The sequence below is a fragment of the Mycolicibacterium sp. P4_G11 genome, assembly GCF_056555145.1.
In genome coordinates, this window is the sequence record NZ_JBFUJW010000013.1 from 1 (window position 1) to 17,463 (window position 17,463).

General features: G+C 65.1%; 15 protein-coding genes and 1 pseudogene. 6 read left to right on the forward strand and 10 right to left on the reverse strand.

Annotation, left to right across the window (positions count from 1 at the left end):
- Positions 1-97: 97 nt before the first annotated feature.
- Positions 98-2,461 carry a lysylphosphatidylglycerol synthase domain-containing protein gene (locus AC1U2B_RS24680; RefSeq protein WP_480218859.1) on the reverse strand — a complete coding sequence of 788 codons (2,364 nt, stop codon included), beginning with the start codon at positions 2,459-2,461 and terminating at the stop codon, positions 98-100.
- Between the two features lie 48 nt (positions 2,462-2,509).
- A complete protein-coding gene (locus AC1U2B_RS24685; RefSeq protein ID WP_480218860.1) occupies positions 2,510-4,291 on the reverse strand; it encodes a penicillin-binding transpeptidase domain-containing protein in 1,782 nt (593 codons plus the stop codon).
- 132 nt (positions 4,292-4,423) lie between these two features.
- Between AC1U2B_RS24685 and AC1U2B_RS24690 the strand changes: the two genes are divergently transcribed.
- Positions 4,424-5,161, forward strand: coding sequence for an SDR family NAD(P)-dependent oxidoreductase (locus AC1U2B_RS24690; protein ID WP_480218861.1), 738 nt, complete (start codon positions 4,424-4,426; stop codon positions 5,159-5,161).
- Between the two features lie 34 nt (positions 5,162-5,195).
- Here the strand turns inward: AC1U2B_RS24690 and AC1U2B_RS24695 are convergent, their stop codons facing one another.
- The 3 genes from AC1U2B_RS24695 to AC1U2B_RS24705 form a co-directional block, all read right to left on the reverse strand.
- Positions 5,196-6,350, reverse strand: coding sequence for a hypothetical protein (locus AC1U2B_RS24695; protein WP_480218862.1), 1,155 nt, complete (start codon positions 6,348-6,350; stop codon positions 5,196-5,198).
- Positions 6,351-6,421: 71 nt separating this feature from the next.
- Complete coding sequence (locus AC1U2B_RS24700) at positions 6,422-6,820, reverse strand: hypothetical protein (protein ID WP_480218863.1); 399 nt, start codon at positions 6,818-6,820, stop codon at positions 6,422-6,424.
- 126 nt (positions 6,821-6,946) lie between these two features.
- On the reverse strand, positions 6,947-7,651 hold the full coding sequence (locus AC1U2B_RS24705) for a helix-turn-helix domain-containing protein (protein WP_480219025.1): 705 nt from the start codon (positions 7,649-7,651) through the stop codon (positions 6,947-6,949).
- 450 nt (positions 7,652-8,101) lie between these two features.
- Between AC1U2B_RS24705 and AC1U2B_RS24710 the strand changes: the two genes are divergently transcribed.
- Positions 8,102-9,124 (forward strand): alcohol dehydrogenase catalytic domain-containing protein, encoded by a 1,023-nt coding sequence (locus AC1U2B_RS24710; RefSeq protein ID WP_480218864.1) that lies wholly within the window; start codon positions 8,102-8,104, stop codon positions 9,122-9,124.
- Positions 9,125-9,278: 154 nt separating this feature from the next.
- Here the strand turns inward: AC1U2B_RS24710 and AC1U2B_RS24715 are convergent, their stop codons facing one another.
- Complete coding sequence (locus tag AC1U2B_RS24715; protein WP_480218865.1) at positions 9,279-11,621, reverse strand: Nal1-like putative serine protease; 2,343 nt, start codon at positions 11,619-11,621, stop codon at positions 9,279-9,281.
- Positions 11,622-11,746: 125 nt separating this feature from the next.
- On the opposite strand from AC1U2B_RS24715, the pseudogene AC1U2B_RS24720 reads away from it, so the two are divergent.
- Positions 11,747-11,872: pseudogene (locus tag AC1U2B_RS24720) on the forward strand (SDR family oxidoreductase); the annotation flags it as partial.
- 105 nt (positions 11,873-11,977) lie between these two features.
- Here AC1U2B_RS24720 and AC1U2B_RS24725 read toward each other — a convergent pair.
- Together AC1U2B_RS24725 and AC1U2B_RS24730 are read right to left on the reverse strand one after the other, a co-directional pair.
- Positions 11,978-12,259, reverse strand: a complete 282-nt coding sequence (locus AC1U2B_RS24725) for a hypothetical protein (protein ID WP_480218866.1) — start codon at positions 12,257-12,259, stop codon at positions 11,978-11,980.
- 218 nt (positions 12,260-12,477) lie between these two features.
- Positions 12,478-13,635 (reverse strand): serine hydrolase domain-containing protein, encoded by a 1,158-nt coding sequence (locus AC1U2B_RS24730; protein WP_480218867.1) that lies wholly within the window; start codon positions 13,633-13,635, stop codon positions 12,478-12,480.
- A 95-nt stretch (positions 13,636-13,730) separates the two neighbouring features.
- Between AC1U2B_RS24730 and AC1U2B_RS24735 the strand changes: the two genes are divergently transcribed.
- Together AC1U2B_RS24735 and AC1U2B_RS24740 are read left to right on the forward strand one after the other, a co-directional pair.
- Entirely contained in the window at positions 13,731-14,351 is a 621-nt protein-coding gene (locus AC1U2B_RS24735) for a TetR/AcrR family transcriptional regulator (protein WP_480218868.1), read from the forward strand.
- Between the two features lie 52 nt (positions 14,352-14,403).
- Positions 14,404-15,090, forward strand: coding sequence for a hypothetical protein (locus tag AC1U2B_RS24740; RefSeq protein WP_480218869.1), 687 nt, complete (start codon positions 14,404-14,406; stop codon positions 15,088-15,090).
- Between the two features lie 22 nt (positions 15,091-15,112).
- Here the strand turns inward: AC1U2B_RS24740 and AC1U2B_RS24745 are convergent, their stop codons facing one another.
- Together AC1U2B_RS24745 and AC1U2B_RS24750 are read right to left on the reverse strand one after the other, a co-directional pair.
- Complete coding sequence (locus tag AC1U2B_RS24745) at positions 15,113-16,252, reverse strand: sensor histidine kinase (RefSeq protein ID WP_480218870.1); 1,140 nt, start codon at positions 16,250-16,252, stop codon at positions 15,113-15,115.
- A complete protein-coding gene (locus AC1U2B_RS24750; RefSeq protein ID WP_480218871.1) occupies positions 16,252-16,986 on the reverse strand; it encodes a response regulator transcription factor in 735 nt (244 codons plus the stop codon). The genes AC1U2B_RS24745 and AC1U2B_RS24750 overlap by 1 nt, the downstream gene beginning before the upstream one ends.
- A 137-nt stretch (positions 16,987-17,123) precedes the next feature.
- On the opposite strand from AC1U2B_RS24750, the gene AC1U2B_RS24755 reads away from it, so the two are divergent.
- The gene (locus AC1U2B_RS24755; protein WP_480218872.1) at positions 17,124-17,423 is read left to right on the forward strand and encodes a hypothetical protein; all 300 of its coding nucleotides are present in this window, start codon (positions 17,124-17,126) and stop codon (positions 17,421-17,423) included.
- The last annotated feature ends 40 nt before the right edge of the window (positions 17,424-17,463 follow it).

A 17,463-nucleotide genomic window follows, 5' to 3' on the forward strand; every position in this document is an offset into this window, starting at 1 on the left:
CTTTCCCTGACGCGTCAGGGAAAGTTGACGCTTCCAGATCGTATGTCTCACAAGGCAGGACGACACGCCCGACGACGACACGCCGGCGACAGGCGTCCTAGATCATGTCCTTCTCGGTCAGCCAGCGCATGACGGGCCAGCCGATGAACACCGGCAGCCAGCACGTCAGCACCCGGTAGAGCAGCACCGACGGCACCGCGACGGCCGCGGGTAGCCCGAACGCGGCCAGGCCACCGATCAGTGCGGCCTCCACGGCGCCCACACCGCCGGGTGTCGGCGCCGCGGACGCGAGCGTCCCACCGATCATCGTCACGACGCACACCGTCACGAACGACGTCGAGCCGCCGAAGGCCTCGACGCTCGCCCACAGGGCCAGCGCCGCACCCAGAGTCGTTGCGGCACAACCCAATATGATCAACCCAAGGCGCCGGGGTTGGCGGGCCAGTGCGACCAGGTCGGCCCACACCTCGGTCAGGCGGGGGCGCACCGACGTACCGAGCCAATGCCGCGCTCGCGGCACGAGCATGAACGTGCCCACCACACCGAGCGCCGCACCGGCGAGCAGATAGAGGACCGTCGACGACGGGACGAAATGCGACAGATCGGCCGACGCGCCCGCGGCCGCGCTGAAGAAGATCAGCAGCGCCACGTGGGTGAGCACCTGCACCGACTGCTGTAGCGCCACCGCCGCCGTCGCCCGCAACGCGCCGAGCCCGGCCTTCGTCAGGAACCGGGTGCTCAACGCCAGGCCGCCGACGCCGGCGGGCGTCGTCGTCGCCGCAAAGGTGTTGGCCACCTGCATGATGGTCAAATTCTTGAAGCTCACGGCTTCCGACGCGCTGGCCCACAACGCCGCCGCCGCCCCGACGTACGTCAGCGCCGACACCGCCAGCCCGAGCAGCGCCCACCACCAGTTGGCGGACCGCAGCTCGGAGAAGAACGTCGGCACCGTGCTGATGAACGGGTAGGCCACGTAGACCAGGGCGATCATCAACACCAGCTGGATGACCTGGTTGCGGGTGAAGCGGGTGATGGTTTCGGTCTGGATGCGGTCGGCGCCGGTCTGGTGCTTCACCTCGTCGCGCGCCGCGGTGATCACGGCGCGCGAATCGGGCAGCGACTCCCGTAGCCGCAGCGGCATCGCCGACTTCGTCAGCCGGCGCGACGCGGTCAGCACGGTGTCCTCGCCGAACTGCTCGATGGCCGCCGCCACCGCGGGCTCGGCGCCGTACATGGCGGTCGTCGTCACCAGCAGTTGCGCCATGTCGGATTGCAGCTGCACATCCGAGGCCCCGTACTCGGCGTTGCCCAACCCGCCGAACACCACCGTGCGGTCGTCGACGGTGATCTCGGAGGCTCGTAGGTCGCCGTGCGAGATCTGGTGGTGGTGCAGCGCGTTGAGCGCCTGCCACACGTCGGCGACGGGCGTCTCGTTGGTCAGCGGCACCCCGCACGCCGGGGTGTGCGCGAACATCGTCCAGCCGCGGTCGAGCGCCGCGAGCGCCACGGTCCGGGTGTTCGCGAGCTCGAGGTCGCCGACCGCGATGGTCATCAGCGCGCGGTGTTCGACGGCGCGGCGCATCGAGGTCTGCAGGGGAGCGGTCTCGTCGTTGCGCAGCGTGATCTTGCGCCAGAGCTGGCTCATGGCACCACCCACGCGTTGGTTCGGCCCGTACAGCTCGACGACGGCGCGGGTGCCGTCGGCCGAATCGGCGCTGAGGACCAGCGGCCCGGTGCCGGCCGGCCGGATGACCGTCAGCGCCGACACCTCGAACTGGCGGCGGGCCAGCGCCTGGACCCCGCCGGCCAGTGGAACTTCCAGCGCCGGGGTGCCGCTGACCAGAACCACCAGCGCGCCGACGAACCACCCGACGGCCAGGCCGAGCAGCGACCGGGCTGGCACGATGGCGCTGACCACCAGGTGGATCGGCACGAACGCCAGCAGCAGCGTCCACCACCAGCGGCGCAGCCGGGCCGGCTGCCAGGGACCCGACACCGTCAGCACCGCGGCCAGCAGTGCAATCCAGCGCGGGTCGTCGAGGAACTGGGAGAAGACGGTGTTGAGGCGGTCGGAGAGGTCGAAGTGCCAGTTCGGCGCGGCGATGCCGTTGGAGTTGATGGACAGTGACAGCACCGCGATCAGCCCGGCGGCGGCATAGGGGCCCAGCAGTTTCCACTGTTTTGTCACCAGCAGGCTCAGCAGGATGACGAAGGGCAGCGCCAGGATCGCGATGGCGTAGGCGATGTAGACCAGGTTCGACTGGGTCGGCGTCAGGACGCCGACGATCCGCGACACCGACCGTTCCAGCCGGACCCAGTCGTTGCGGGTGATCAGCGAGCTGGTGACGACGGTGACCAGGAAGGCCGACGCCGCCACCAGTCGCAGGATGTCGTTGGTCCGGCGGGTGATCGGTTGCAGCAGGCTGCCCGAGACCGCGACCTCGCGTCCGTCAACCCGCATCAGCCCAGAATCCCAAGTACCGGGCCGGTTGGTGAAATTGGCACGCCGTTATCCGGCCAGCGCGGCACGCAGAAAGTCCCCGCTGACGGCCACCGCGGGCGCTGACGAATCTCCGCCGACCACCAGCGTCGCGAATGCGAGGTCCCCGTCGATCCCCGCGAACCAGCCGTGCGAGTGGGTGTTGTCGCCGAATTCGGCGGTCCCGGTCTTGCCGCCCAGGCCGTCGATGTCCTTGAGGGCGGTCGCGGTGCCCTCGGTGACGGTCAGCCGCATCATGGCGCGCAGGGCGTCGGCGGTCGGCTTGTCGACCGGTGCCGACGGAGTGCTGGCCGTGGTCTGCTCGCCGGGCAGCAGCGTGGGCGTGATGGTCGAGCCGTGCGCCAGGCTGGCCTCAGCGACCGCCAACCCGAACGGGCTGACGGTGACGGTGCCCTGGCCGATGCCGTTCTCGACGCGCTGGGCGGGCGTGTCGGCATTGGGCACCTTGCCGGTCACCGTGGTGATGCCGGGGACGACGAAGTCGACGCCGATACCGAGGGTCTTGGCGGTGTTGGGCAGCGCGTCGGCAGGGAGTTTGTCAGCGAGCGCGCCCATGGTGGTGTTGCACGAGTGCGCGAACGCCTGCGCCAGCGGGACGGTGCCGAGGTCGAACTTGTCCTCGTTGGGGATGGTCCGGTTCTCGATGGTCACGGTGCCCGGGCAGGGCTCGGGGGTGTCGGCGGTCGCGAGCCCTTTCTCCAGGGCGGCCGCGGTGGTGACGGTCTTGAACGTCGACCCCGGCGGGTACAGGCCGGTGAAGGCGATGGGCCCCTGCGCGTTGGCGGCGTCGTTCTGGGCCGCGGCGAGGATCGCGCCGGTGCTGGGTGCGATGGCGACGAGGACCGTCGGGCGGGGATCGATGGCCACCGCATGCTGCGCGAGGAGCTGCAGGCGCGGGTCCAGGGTGGTGCGGACGGGTTTGGTGTCGGCGGGGCCGTTGTTCGCGAGTTCGTCGGTGGGCTGGCCCTGATCGTCGACCAGGTCGACCGACCAGCCGGCGGTCGCGTCGATGGTCTTCTGCCAGACCTCGGGCAGTCCGCTGATGGCGGGCGAGTGCAGGTTCGGGTCGGCGGTCAGCAGCGCGCCCTGCTTGGTGACGGTGACGCCGGGGATCTGGGTGAGCTCGTCGGCGACCTGGGCGAGGTCGGCCTCGCGGAGTTTGACGACGGTGACGCGGTCGTCCTGATTCCCGTTGAACTCGCCTGCGATCGACTCGGCGGTGATGGTGCCGTCGAACCGGGCAACCACCGGAGCCAGTGCCGCGGCGGAGTCGAGGTGGTCGCGGCTGAGGGTGATGACGCCGACGGTCTGCCAGTTGAGCAGCGGCTGGCCGTTGCGGTCGACGACGGGCGTCAGCAGCGCTTTGTCTTCGCTGAACTGGAATGTGCCGCCCTGCCGGAGTTTGGCGTGCAAAAGTGCCGGGGCCCAGCGGATTTTCCAGTCCTCGCCGACCTTCGTGGCGATTGCCGTTGTGTCGTAACGGAATTCGCGACCAGGTCCGAAGGACCAGGTGTAGGCGAGTTTGGCGGTCGACTTGTTGTCGCCCTCGCCGGCAGTGGCCTTGACGTCGAGCGTGGCGTTTTTGCCCATGCCATCGAACATCGACTTGATGGCGGGTTCGGATGCGGCGGCGTCGGTGGTGTCCTTGGCTGCAGCGCTGGAGTCCTTGCGGTGCAACGCATCAGCAAACGCGTTGAAGGCGTCCTCGGGCTCGGGGCTGTCGAACATCGAGCATCCGGTGGTGCCGAGGAACAGCGTGCAGGTCAGTAGCAGCGCAATACGTTTCGTCATGACCCTTCGAGCCAACCATGAGTGGCTATGAATTCGGGATTTGAAACGCTGGCGCGGGGCGGTATCGCGTAGTGTCCGGGACGGCGGTTATTCCGCTACGCAGTGGAGCGTATTGAGTGAATGAGGTCTGACATGAGTGGTGTGGTGGTTACCGGTGGTGCATCGGGTATCGGCCTGGCGTCGGCCAAGGCGTTGATCGCCGACGGACGCGCGGTATCGCTGTTCGACATTTCGCCGCGGGTGGTGGCGGTGGCTGAATCTCTTGGGGCACACGGCGTCGTCGTCGACGTGAGTGACACCGGCTCCATGGCCGCCGCTGTCGAGCAGGCCGCCGCGGCGATGGACGGCATCGACGGCCTGGTCCACGCCGCCGGCCGCGTGCTGCCGGAACCGGTTGGGATGTTCACCGTGGAGTCCTGGGACGCCGTCGTCGACGTGAATCTGCGCGCACAGGCGCTGTTGTCTCAGTTGCTGCTGCCGCATTTCGAGAAGGCACTGGCCGCCGGTGCTTCGCCGGCGATCGTGGGGATTTCGAGCATCGAGGGACTGGTCGGCAATCCGTTCATTCCGGCGTACTGCGCGTCCAAGGCCGGGCTGTTGGGGCTGACCCGGTCGATGGCAGGCCAGTTGGGGCCGTTGGGAATTCGCGTCAACGCCGTGTGCCCGGGCTTCATCGAAACCCCGATGCTGGCCGACGCGCTGGCGGTTCCCGAGGTCAAAACCGCATTCGTGTCGGCGGCGCCGCTGGGCAGGCTGGGGCAGCCCGAGGAGATCGGGGCGGCCGTCGCATTCCTCATGTCGCCCAAGGCGTCGTTCATCACCGGAACACAGATCGTGGTCGACGGGGGAGTGACCTCGCGGCACGCCTAGCGGCGTTTGGCTACCTCCCCGCGACGACACAGCTTCATCGCGACTGCAGGTCGATGTGTCCGCCGTCAGCGGTATACCCCTCGACCGCCCGCAGCACGTAGCCGTCGCCGATGGTGTCGGTCCGGTAGAACCTCTCGAACATCTCGGCTGCTTCCCGTGCGGTGAAGACCTCATGGCGGGTGACGGTTTCGACACTGCGCGGGAGCACGATGTCAACATCGAGTGCTGCGGGGTCGGAATGTGGGTGACCGACCACCGAACGCACTGATACTGCACCGATCTCGGCGCCGCCAGGCTGGCAATATTCGATCTTCATCGCGTCAGCGGTGCCTGCGGCCTGCACGTACCGAGACGTCGAGAAGTCCGCCGGCACGCCGGTGGGCGGCCGTGCGCTGAGGACCACCGCCCATGGATCGGAGCCATTCATGCTCGACAAGTGGTGACTGATTCTGCCCCGATGATGCCCGCGGATCAGATCGCTGGAGATGGTGCGCTGCGACTCGCACACGACCTGGTAGTCGTGGGTAGGTGTGAGGCTGTCGGTGAACGCCGCATATGGCTCCGGGCCTTTCGCGTAGGCAGCCAGGTATTTGAGGACATCGACCGTCGAGGACATTCCGCCACTTTCGCCGCGGGCGATCGCCTCCTCGGCGATCTGTGCCGCATCGTCGCTGCGGCCGGCCGCGATCAGTGCGGTCACCGTACGGGTGAGGGCTCGGTTCGGGGCGATACCGTCGCCCTGGGCCAATGCCGATGCGTAGTCCGCCGGCGAAGGATGCGCGGCAATGAACTCGGAGCGGAGGCGGCCGAACTCATCGAGCACCGGATCCCAATCCGGCTGTTGGTCGGCTGGGACGTCACGCGAGCCCTGACCAATGCGTAGCGGCTGCACCTTGAAGGCCCCATTGATGCGACGGTTGATCCGCATCCGCGGGCCCATCGGGACGTCGGGAAGGAATGCTGCCCAGAGGATTTCGTCGACCGCCAGCGGCTTGATCTCGACCGTCCAGGTAATCCGCACCATGTTGAGGTCTTTGTCGGGATGGAAGACCTGCGGGTAGAACAATTCGGTGATGTAGACGTCGTCGACGACGAATCCTGCTGCGCTGACGAAACGCATCCCGCGAGCGCGGCACGCCGGCGCCAGTGCGTCGTCCCACGCTTTCTTGACCGCTGATCGTTTTGCCACTGTTCCCTCGTGCTTGCGTCAGTTCAGTGTTGGTGGTGGCTTGGTCCCGGAAGTTGCATCCCAGGCGCGTTTCAGGCGCGGCCGGGGCCGATGTACTGGTACCACCACTGGGCGTATGCCTGCGCTTGCTGCGCGTCGGAGTTGAGCTTCTTGCGGGCGATCAAATTACTGCTGATCGCAATCCAATTCATCATCAGGATCGACAGGAGGCTCCACCAGCCGAAGGCCACGTTGTGGATCTGCGCGCTGCGCAAGGCCGCCTGGCATTGGGCGTACGTGCCGGTGATCACGTAGCGCTGGTTGAACCAGAAGACCAACGCCCCGGTGTGCCGCATGGTGGTCACCTGGAAGATCGGGACCTGCTGCGGAGGTGGATACGTGTGTTGCGGCTGTGGCTGCTGCTGATAGTGGCTCGGCCCGGCGCTTGCTGGCTGCGCCTGGCCGTGCGACGACCCGAAAGGACCTGCCACGAAATTCCCCCGTTGCGATGAAGTAGTGCCCCCGCAGCAGAGTTTATCGGGGATATGGGCGGGTTTCCGACAGCAAATCTCGGCAGGTCTACGGGGCTTCCGGGGTGGTCAGGGCGTCGGAGACCGTCACCCATATTGACGGTATTGGGTCGGGGTGATTCCCACCCGGTCTTTGAACGTGGTGGCGAAGTGGCTCGGTGTCGAGAATCCAAGGGCTGCACTGATTTCGGTGACTGTCAGGGTACTGGTGGTGAGTAGTTTCTTGGCTCGCGAAATGCGTTGAGTGATGAGGTATTGGTGTGGGGTGGTGTGGAAGGCGTCGCTGAAAGCTGCGGTGAACCGGTTGATCGGCATATTGACGAGCTGCGCCAGCGCCTGAAGGCTGAGCGTGGAGTCGAGGCTGTCATTGAGGTATTCGCGCAGCGCGGTGACTGCTGCCTGGTCTAGTTCCCTGGGAGAGTCGGTGATCTGGACCGCAGGGGACGCCGTGTATTGATCCCGAAGGTGTAACCGCACTGTCTCAGTTAATGATTCGTGCAACAACCGGGCAGCCACGTCGGTCCGACCACTCACCTCATGGATGCGCTGAACGAGCGCGTAGAGGAGAGGATCGGGCCCGACGGTCGGCTGCAAAGGACTGGGTCCCAAGGCGGACGTCGGAACGGTCAACTGGCAATAGTGTGCTTCGGAGTTGCCGCGGGCCATTGCGGCGCCGCGTCGTTCGGCAGGCAATACCCATGTGCTGCCGGCGGTCGGCGTCTCGACGCGGCGCCCGCCCATGTCCTCGACCTCGTACTCCTTGGCGAGGACGTGTCCATGGCGGTAGACCATGACCACGTGGTGCGGTTGATGAAATTCGCAGTCAGCTGATCCACTCAGATGCTGACTGACAAACGCGAATTCAACACTCGCCATGGATCAAGCCTCCCAGACCCACGTGTATTGCGATAGCTGGAACTTCGCGATCGCGGGTGTCCATCGATCTAGGACACCGTCCCAAACGCAGCCAACCTAGCGATGGGTCGGCAACCAGGTCAAAACCACGTCATGGAGGGCATCACGCGTCGTCCGATGGTGACACGTCCGGCCGATCTGTCGGCCGTGTGCATTTCGCAACCCAGTGAGAATTCGAAGGCGATGCATGCGGTTGGCCGCATAGCTTTCAGCGCTGTGGTTGTCGGGGTGCGGTGGGTTGCCTGCAGTGAGGATTGCCGGTACTACCTGCGCTGACCAGCGGTGACTCGTTCGTTCAGTTTGGATTCGCAACGTAAGGAGCATGCATTGAAGGCTGTCGTGATGACCGGTGAGAACCAGCCGTGGGTGGTTCGAGACGTTCCGACACCCGAAGCGGAACCCGGCCAGATCCTGGTGCGGGTGCACGCATCAGGGATGTGCTTCACCGATGCGTGGGCCACGCAGGGTTTCGGCGGCGATATCTACCCTCAAACGCCCGGGCACGAAATTGTCGGCGAGGTCGTTGCGGTTGGCGCTGGCGTGCGAACACGGCAGATCGGCGACCGCGTCGGTGCCACCTGGGTTCAGTCAGCGTGCGGCCGCTGCGAGTATTGCCTCGAATGCCGGCCGCTGACCGGACAGACGGCAATGAACTGTGTAGCCCCGCGTACGTCGGGCTTCTCCGCCCAGGGCGGTCACGCCGAATACGTGGCGCTATCTGCTGAGGGAACCGTGCTACTGCCTGACGGGCTGTCGTACGAAGCTGCGGCGCCCATGATGTGTGCTGGGTACACAACATGGAGCGGGCTGCGCGACGCCGCGCCGCAACCGCACGAGCGCATCGCCGTGGTCGGCATCGGGGGCCTGGGACATGTTGCGCTGCAACTGGCCAAAGCCAGCGGGTTCGAAACTATCGCTGTCACACACTCTGCCGACAAACACGATCTGGCCGTGCAGCTGGGTGCCGACGACGTCGTGGCGAACGGAACAGAACTGCGTGCCCGCGGCGGTGCGGACGTCTTGTTGGTCACGACCAATTCCTTTGCTGCCGCCCAAGATGCGATGACGGGCCTGCGTGTGGATGGGCGGGTCGTGCTGAGTGGGTTGGATTTCAACCACCCGTTCAGCATCTCCTCGCAGGGGGTGCCCTTCCACATGATGCGACAGCGAGTCATCGGGTCCACTCACGGTGGTTTGCACATGCTCAGTGAAGTCCTGAAACTCGCTGCGACCGGCAAAGTCAAACCCATCGTGGAGACCTTCGCTCTCGATGAAGCGACCCACGCATACGACCGCCTCGTCTCTGGGGACATGCGCTTCCGTGGCGTATTCACACCCTCACGGAGCTGACTCGGCCTGATCCGATGGTGTCGGTTGCAGCAATCCGGGCGTGTCGGCTCTACCTAAGGTGTGTGCGATCCGGAGCTGTCATCATGCGTTGACAGTGTCAGCGCATGATGACAGCTCCCAGCGCGAAGTGGTGGGGAGAGCGCGGCAGGGTGAGTCAACGGGCCTTCTTGGCAACCTTCTTCGCAGCTTTCTTGGCAGGACTGCCGGGCGGCGGGGGCGGATTCTTCGGAGCGTCGGATCCCGGCAGATCGTCCTGCCCCAGATATTTGAGGTGCAGGGACCGCAGGAAGTTCTTGTCTTCATAGACCGGCATCAAGTCCTTGGTGCCGTCGTAAACCTTTGTCAGCCAAGGCGAGTCCTTGGGCGCGCCGGATAGCTTCCATGCGGCGGACCAGAGTGCGCCAAGCGTCACCGCGCCCGCCGCGATGACTTCGATGGTCCGGTCTCCACACTTCGCCCAGAGTGCGTTCAACACCGCCGGGTTGCTGGTGTCGTGGGTAGCTCCTGGATGCACGTGGTTGTAGGTCTGGCAGATCGTCTGAGGCGGCAGTGTGGTCTGCGCGAAGATCATCAAATCCATGGTGGCCTTGGCTGCGTCGCGCGGACTGTGGATCGCGCGTGGAGTGAACTTCAGGTTCTTGATGACGTTGCCGATCTCATTCGCGATGTCGTCGGCATGAGCGTCCACCATGTTGTCCTCGTAGGTGGCATGCACGCCGGTCGAAGCCCCGTTCAATCCGTCGGAATGCTGCGAGGAATGCAAGGGCTGGCACGCGTCGCCCACATAGTGCGCCAGGCAGCCGGCCGCAGCGAGAAAACTGGCGCCGGCATCGTTCTTCGCGAATTTCACCATCTGAGCGACGATCTGCCAGACCCGGAACGGCAGCGCCCCTTGGTTATTGGAATGCGCCGTCGATGCGCTGGGCACCGGCGCGTCTTGGTAGAAGCTCAGCCAGTTGCTGTAGTTCAGCGAGTCCTCGTCGGCCGCATAGCTCGCCATCAACGAGTTGCCGTCGGCTCCGGGGAGGTCGACATCGGCATAGTGGTTCCAATTCTCCATCGCCCGTGCGACTTCTGGCTTGGCCCGGTTGATGTTCGTCTTCCACACCACGTCCGGCACATCGCTGAGCGGGACGAACTTCGTGGCCTGCAGATGCGTCGCGAGTTTGAGTTGGTCGTCGCTACGGAAACTGAGGTTGTTGATGTTGGCCGTGAAGAACTTCCGCAACGCCGGGTTTCCGACCAGGAAGCAGGCCTGTTGGCCAATCTTGAAGTGCCCCACCGGCCCCCAGTACTGGATGCGTTGCGTGGTGGGTCCGGCGACCAGATCGAGATTGAGCTCCCGCAGGATCACCGCCATGGACGTCGCCAGCGAGAACTGGAGGAAGTCGCCGGCGGCGGGATCCGCGCCGATCCGCTGACCACCCCACTCCAGCCCGAACGGCGAGCGCACGCCAGGCTCCACGACTCCGTCGAGGCACCAAAGTGACCCCGAATCACCGGGCTGTGTGACCAGCGGGCCCGAGTCGTCGGATCGCGCACCGATGACGAAGTCGGCGATGTAGTCGCGCCCGCCGATCGACTTGTATCGATAGAAGAGGGCCTTGATCTCTCCGCGCATTTCGCCGCTGGCAGCACCCTGGCCGACCACCGGTCGCCCGATCCAGGAGAGCGCGGCGGTGCTCGCGCTGAAGTCCGTCACGTCGCCGATCGGCTGAGTGAGGGCGTCTGTCTCCCAGATTCCGGCATCGTCGAGCCGGACGATCGCGGCATCGATGTTCACGACAGCGTCCCGGCCCGGCAGGCTCGGGTAGATGTCCGAGAAGGTGCGCTCCGCCAGATGGGGCGCACCCAGGGTGCTTCCGACGGTGACGGGAGCACCTCGCAACAAAGCTCTCACGGGCCGCCCCACCACCCCGGCGAGGTGCGTGTTGGTGAGGACGTAGACGTCGCTGCCATCCGAAACCAGGCAGGCGGCGGTGCCCAAGCGCCGCATGCCCTGTGCATCGACGTAGATGGGTGAGCCGACGCCGAGCGATTCAGCCGCGAGTCGACTCGGGTCGAGCTCGGGGGATGGAAGAGCGGTGGATTCGGCGAGGACCACACACACCGGAACAATGCGCCCATCTGGCAGGTAAATGAACGGGGGCACCACATCCTCGGGATGATCGATCAGATCGTCGAGGGTCTGCCACCGCTTCACGAACACCAGGACGCATGGCCACGACCAATCCCGAGTTGTGGAGTTGAGGAGGGTGCGCTCTGGCGCTTTGCGCGCGCGAGCGTCGAGCGGACCGCAGCTCGTTTCATGTACGTCAGGGTCGGTGTCACGAATCAGGTAGCGCCCGATCGCGGTGGAGAAGACGTTCGGTTTGTGCGCGAGGTGTACGTGAAACTGGTCGCGGGCATCCAGCAGATCGCGGATACCGAGCGACTGAAAGTCACTGGCGGTCAGCCGCTCGCGGTCTGATGACGCTGCATGTGTGGCGTGACTCATGGGCTTGTCTCCCGCGACGCTCGGCGCTGATCAGATGGTGGCCGTAATCAGGATGCGCCTTCCGGGGTGATCAGGACTGAGTAGATCGCTACCTGTTTTCTATCCTGACACCGCGGCGTAATGGGATGTCTCCGCGCGCCGATGAGGCAGCGCCACCGGGCCGGCTGGGGCAACCCGACGAGATCGGGGCGGCCGTCGCGTTCCTCGTGTCGCCCAAGGCGTCATTCGCCGGGACGCAGATCGTGGTCGACGGGGGAGTGACGTCGCGGCAGGCTCAGGGGCCGCGCGGCAATCACCGGACCGTTGATTCAACTATTTACCTGCAAATTGTGGCTCAGATACTCCGTCGGCATCATTTATCGATTGCACATGAGATCAACGTACGCAGTCTTATAGCGAATGAGATTGCCGACGTTCCCGGTCGGGCCGCGCTGTATCCAGGAGTGCTTGACAGCAGTGCCCTCCCGCACCGCGATGACCGTACATTGCTCGATGGGTGCGTTACCGACCTTGTTGAGTATCGGCCGCAGTCCTCGTGCTTCCAGATCGCTGATCGTGGCCTGGGCCGATGCCTGCACCTCGGGCGCAGCCAGTGCCGGCGCCCCCGAGCCCACACTCAACGCGATCGCTACGGACACAACCACGACGCTCTTGGCAATACTGCCGCCCAACACTTCAATTTCCTCTCGAGCATTTAAAACCGTTTATCTGCCTTTATCTCAAATTCAATTCTAGCCAGGATCGAACGCGCGTCGAGATACTCATACGCGACGCATAATGTTCGCCATGTCAATTTCATAATTGATTCATAGCCTTTTCAGACATTGCCAGGTGCGGTTGGCCGTCTCGATTTGGGTCAGTGCGCTGGTGCGCCAATGAGTGCGCGGAGGAATGCGACGGTCTCGAGTTCGCGGTTGGTGGACTCGTCGTCGCTCGTGCCGTACCTGCGGTTCGCGGACAGCTTGACGATGACGGTCTTCTTGATCGGGTCGACGTAGACGAATTGGTTGTACACGCCGATTGCGCTGAACTCGCCGGAATCCCCGGCAGGCAGCCACCATTGGTAGCCGTAACCCAAGTTGAGCGGATGGCTGCCGATGATCGGACGTCCCGGCTGAAGATGTGCGGCATCGGCCGTCAGTGACGCCGCCACCCATGACGCGGGAACTACCTGCTGACCTCGCCATCGGCCGCCATTGCGATACAGCTCACCGAATTTCGCGTAGTCTCGCGCGGTCATGACGAGGCCCGCGAATGCCACCTCCATGCCCGTCGAGTCGACCAACCAGTATGTGGGCGAACTGATTCCGAGCGGCTCGACGAGCTTCTCCTGCATGTAGTCGGTGATCGAACGGCCGGTCGCACTGACTACCAGTGCTCCGAGCGCCTGGGTATCGCCGGAGTTGTAGCGACAGATGTTCCCGGGTTCGTTGTCGCGCACCATGGTTGCGACGAATTCCTCGAGTGTTCCGCCTTCGCTCATCGCGGCGGCCAACCGGAAGATGTCAGACTCTGCATCGTTGTAGTCTTCGTTCCACCTTGCGCCCGAAGACATCTGAAGCACGTCCTTGATCGAGACGCCGTCGTACGCAGAGCCGGGCGTCACGCGGATGTAGTCACCGATGGGTCGATCGATACTCGAGATGTGGCCGTCCTCAACCGCAATCCCGACGAGGGCCGAGATGACGCTCTTGGCCACAGACATCGAAATCCACGGGACGTTTGGTCCACCGGTCAGTCCGTACCACTCATGTGCGATGGCGCCGTCGTGAAGAATCAACAGCGCAGCGGTGTCCGTTTGGGTGAGGAAGTCCTGTACCGACCTACGTTCTCCGTTGAGCACGTACCACTCTGGAAGCTCGATCGGATCCGTTGCCGGCCAATCGTATGGAGCCGATGACGGCGACATCTTGCTGGTGGGAAGTAGTTCGGGCACCCGTGAAAAGTTGTCGTGCTGCGGAATTCCGGTGAACAAGCCCAGCTCGATGAGCGAGGACGGAGTGTGGTCGGCCATGTCAACCTCTCATTTGGCGTCGGTGGGACTAACATAGCCGTACCAACTGGTTAGGACAACCATTTGGTACGGCTATCTGAAAGCGAGGCCCTGGCATGGAGGCGGACGAAGGTCGAGTGGACGGACGCACGCTCCGCTATCAGCACCGACGGCCTGAACTACTGGCTGCCGCTACCGAGTACGTACTCGACAACGGAATCGGTGACTTGTCGCTGCGCGACATGGCCCGCGCACTGGGGGTCACGCACGCCACGTTGCTGCGACACTTCGCGTCGAAGGAGGATCTGCTGTTGCAGGTCATCGCCAAGATCAGGTCGGACTTCGCCGATCAGCTTTCACGCGATGACCAGCTGCGTCCCGGCCGTCCGGCCTCGCAGCTATTGCGCACGACGTGGAAACGGCTATGCGACCCGGCCGAGCAGCGGCAGTTCGCCCTGCTCTTCGAGGTCGTAGGTCGCGCAAGTCGAGATGGCGGTCGCCTTGCCGAATTGGCGCAGGCGAGCATCCACGATTGGCTCAACGTCATTTCGGCACAGCTGCTGCGAATCGGCTATTCGCCCAAAGATGCCGACACCCTCGCGACCGTGTTGTTGGCGCAGGTGCGTGGCCTGCAGATCGATCTGCTGCTGACCGGCGACCGGCGTCGTGCGAATCGGGCGATCGAGACGCTGATCGAAATGATTGACCGGCGTGCAGCAGAAGATCAGCCGCAATGAACGCTGACGAACTCCTGCCGCCCGGGCGTTGGGCGCGTGTGAGAATCGGGGCATGGGGAGTACAGGGGGACGTAGCCCGATCGGCAGAGTGATCGGGACGCTGTTCGGGTTCGGGATGTTGGCACTGGCGGTGATGGTCTTTCTGGGCTCCAAGAGCGAGCCGGGGGTATCGATCAGATCAGGTGGCGTGGTGACGCCCACCGACAGCAGCTACGTCGTGTATCTCGAAAAATCGCAATCGAACATTCGTTGTACGGCAACGACATCTGATGGGAAGACGCAGTCGTTGGCGCCCTTCGCCGGCGCGCATCCCGAGAAGAAATTCGGTGGCAAGCGGCGCCTTTTCTTCTCCAGGGGCAAGACTTACCGCGTGGTGGGAGAGCTGCCGCGCGACCGCGGGCCGGTGACCGTTCGATGCCCCGGCGTGAACAACATCCGGGTGAGTGCGCCGCCCAATGGCTGGTCGTGGCCCATCGTCGTCTTCGTCGTGCTCGGGGTGGCGTGCCTCGTGGTGTTCATCGTTGTGACGTTGCGCCGCCGCCGAGGCAGTAAGAACGGCCGCGGTCAGAGCGCCGGGCCAGGGCCGTCGTATCCCATGCCGCCGCAACAGGGTTACCCCGGCTACCCACAGCAGGGTTATCCGGGTTACCCGGCGCCCGGGTACCCGGGCTACCCACCGCCTGGATATCCCAACCAGGGCTACCCGCCGCACCCCAACTACCCGAACTATCCGGGCTAGTTGTCGTACAGAGGCGTCGGGATCAGGACTCGCGTGAACCGGCGAACGACGTTGCGCGGCTCGGCAATTCGACGGTGAAGGTCGCGCCGGTGCCGACGCCGGTACTGGTCGCCGTGATGCGGCCATGGTGGGCGTCGACCAGCGCCTTGGCGATCGCCAGCCCGATGCCAGAGCCGCCATGTGCCCGGTCGCGCGCCGAGTCGGCCCGGTAGAACCGCTCGAACAGCCGCGGCAGATGCTCGGCGGCGATGCCGTCGCCGTCGTCGCAGACCTTGATCTGCACCGATCCGCCAACCGATGTTGCCGTCACCCGCACCGTGCCGCCGGCTTGAGTGTGTCGCAACGCGTTGGTCAGCAGATTGGCCAGCACCTGGTCGAGCCGCTGCGGGTCGGCCCAGAGGTCCGGCAAGCGCGGAGCGATATCCGACGTCAGTGCAACGCCTTTGGCGCGATACGGAGCTGCGAACGCGTCGACGGCAGCAGCGATCACCGTCGCCGGGGCGACGGACTCGGTGTCGACGAGCGCCATGTCGCGCTCGGCATCGGACAGTGCCCGCACGTCTGAGCTGAGTCGGGTGAGCCGTCGGGTCTGGTCGCGCAGCACGCCGATGGTGGTCGCATCCAGAGGATGGATGCCGTCTTCGATCGACTCGAGATAGGCGTCGATGACGGAGACAGGCGTGCGGAGCTCGTGGGCGAGATCGGCCAACAGCTGGCGACGGGTCGTCTCGACGGAGCCCAGCTGCTCGGCCATCGTGTTGAAAGCGTCTGCGATGGCGTCGAATTCAGTGCCCAGATGCGGCGGGGAGACTCGGATGTCGTAGTTCCCGTCGGCCACGGCGGTCGCCGCGGCGGCGAGCTCGGCAGTCGACCGGTGCATCCGTCGGCTCAAATACCAGCTCAGCGCCAGCGCGGTGGTCGCGGCCACGGCGAGCGACATGCCCACCGAGACGGCGGTCGCCTGCCGGAACACATGCTCGTAGGGGTGCGGGCCGGTGCGGCCGGGAACCAGCACGTCCTGCATCACCTGCCGGAACATCGGCGGGCCGATGATCAGGGCGACGGTGGTCGTGGTGGCGATCGCCGCGACAACCACCACCGCATTGGTGACGAGCAGGCGGCTCCGGATTCCGTGCTTGCTGCGCGGATGATTCTGGGCCATCAGCCTTCTCCCATTCGATAACCGACACCGCGCACCGTGGTGACATACCGCGGCTCGGCCGAGTTGTCGCCGAGCTTGCGCCGCAGATGCCCGACGTGGACGTCGACGACGTTGTCGTTGCCGAACCACGACTCGCCCCACACGGCTTCCAACAGTTGGTGCCGCGTCCACACTTGACGTGGACGTGACGACAGGGCCGCCAGCACATCGAACTCGGTGCGGGTCAGCATGATTGGCGCGCCACCGAGCAAGGTCTGGCGGCTGTCGGTGTCGATGTGCAGATCCCCGAAGACGCGGGGCGGTGTTCCTGTCGCCGGCACGGAATCGGGATTGCGCCGGGGGCGTCGCAACATGGCGCGGATCCGTGCCACCAGCTCGCGGGGACTGAACGGTTTGGTGACGTAGTCGTCCGCGCCGACCGACAGTCCGACGATGGTGTCGATCTCGGTATCGCGGGCGGTGAGCATGACCACGTACGCGTCGGAGAACACCCGCAGCTGGCGGCATACCTCGATGCCGTCGAGCCCGGGCAGACCGATGTCGAGGATCACCACGTCGGGGTCGAGTTCGCGGGCCGCGACCAGGGCCGACGGGCCGTCGGCGGCGACGCGCACCTCGAACTGCTCGCGCTTGAGATAGCTGGCCACGACGTCGGCCAGCGCCGTCTCGTCGTCGACGACCAGCGCGCGCAGGCTCGGCGTGGGTTCGGTGCCGTTCACCTGCTCATGGTGCACCCGCGTGGCGGCCTGGTCGACCGGTTGGCCTGGTCGGCGGCGGGTTCTTTAACGAATCTTCATCGTTCCTCCGGGGAACCCTTGTCGGCCGATTCGAGGCTGGAAGCCGTCAGAACCTCAACTTGAAGGGAACCGAGATGACCAGGAAGATCGCACTGATCTCCACCACCGCCGCAGCTCTGGCAGTCGCCGCCCTGACGGCCGCCGGCCCGGCGCAGGCCTCCAGCGTGTCCGGGAACAACGGCGCCGACGTCGTGTCCACACTGCGCAGCGAGGGTTACAACGTGCAGGTCGATGGCGCGCCGAGCGCACCGCTGTCGGCGTGCACGGTGACCGACGTGCATGGCCTGCCGAATGCGGCGGACCCGACCCAGCGCGCTGACACCCGCATGATCAACAACGTCTACGTCGATGTGACCTGTGCGTCGGACTCCTGAGTGGGCGGCCCGCAGCGCGCCGGCCGGCGGCGGCATGGTT

Bases quoted from the DNA above. Each gene is read 5' to 3' on its own strand.
- AC1U2B_RS24680 (WP_480218859.1), bottom strand. From the start codon at position 2,461: ATGCGGGTTGACGGACGCGAGGTCGCGGTCTCGGGCAGCCTGCTGCAA.
- AC1U2B_RS24685 (WP_480218860.1), bottom strand. From the start codon at position 4,291: ATGACGAAACGTATTGCGCTGCTACTGACCTGCACGCTGTTCCTCGGC.
- AC1U2B_RS24690 (WP_480218861.1), top strand. From the start codon at position 4,424: ATGAGTGGTGTGGTGGTTACCGGTGGTGCATCGGGTATCGGCCTGGCG.
- AC1U2B_RS24705 (WP_480219025.1), bottom strand. From the start codon at position 7,651: ATGGTCTACCGCCATGGACACGTCCTCGCCAAGGAGTACGAGGTCGAG.
- AC1U2B_RS24715 (WP_480218865.1), bottom strand. From the start codon at position 11,621: ATGAGTCACGCCACACATGCAGCGTCATCAGACCGCGAGCGGCTGACC.
- AC1U2B_RS24730 (WP_480218867.1), bottom strand. From the start codon at position 13,635: ATGGCCGACCACACTCCGTCCTCGCTCATCGAGCTGGGCTTGTTCACC.
- AC1U2B_RS24735 (WP_480218868.1), top strand. From the start codon at position 13,731: ATGGAGGCGGACGAAGGTCGAGTGGACGGACGCACGCTCCGCTATCAG.
- AC1U2B_RS24740 (WP_480218869.1), top strand. From the start codon at position 14,404: ATGGGGAGTACAGGGGGACGTAGCCCGATCGGCAGAGTGATCGGGACG.
- AC1U2B_RS24745 (WP_480218870.1), bottom strand. From the start codon at position 16,252: ATGGCCCAGAATCATCCGCGCAGCAAGCACGGAATCCGGAGCCGCCTG.
- AC1U2B_RS24755 (WP_480218872.1), top strand. From the start codon at position 17,124: ATGACCAGGAAGATCGCACTGATCTCCACCACCGCCGCAGCTCTGGCA.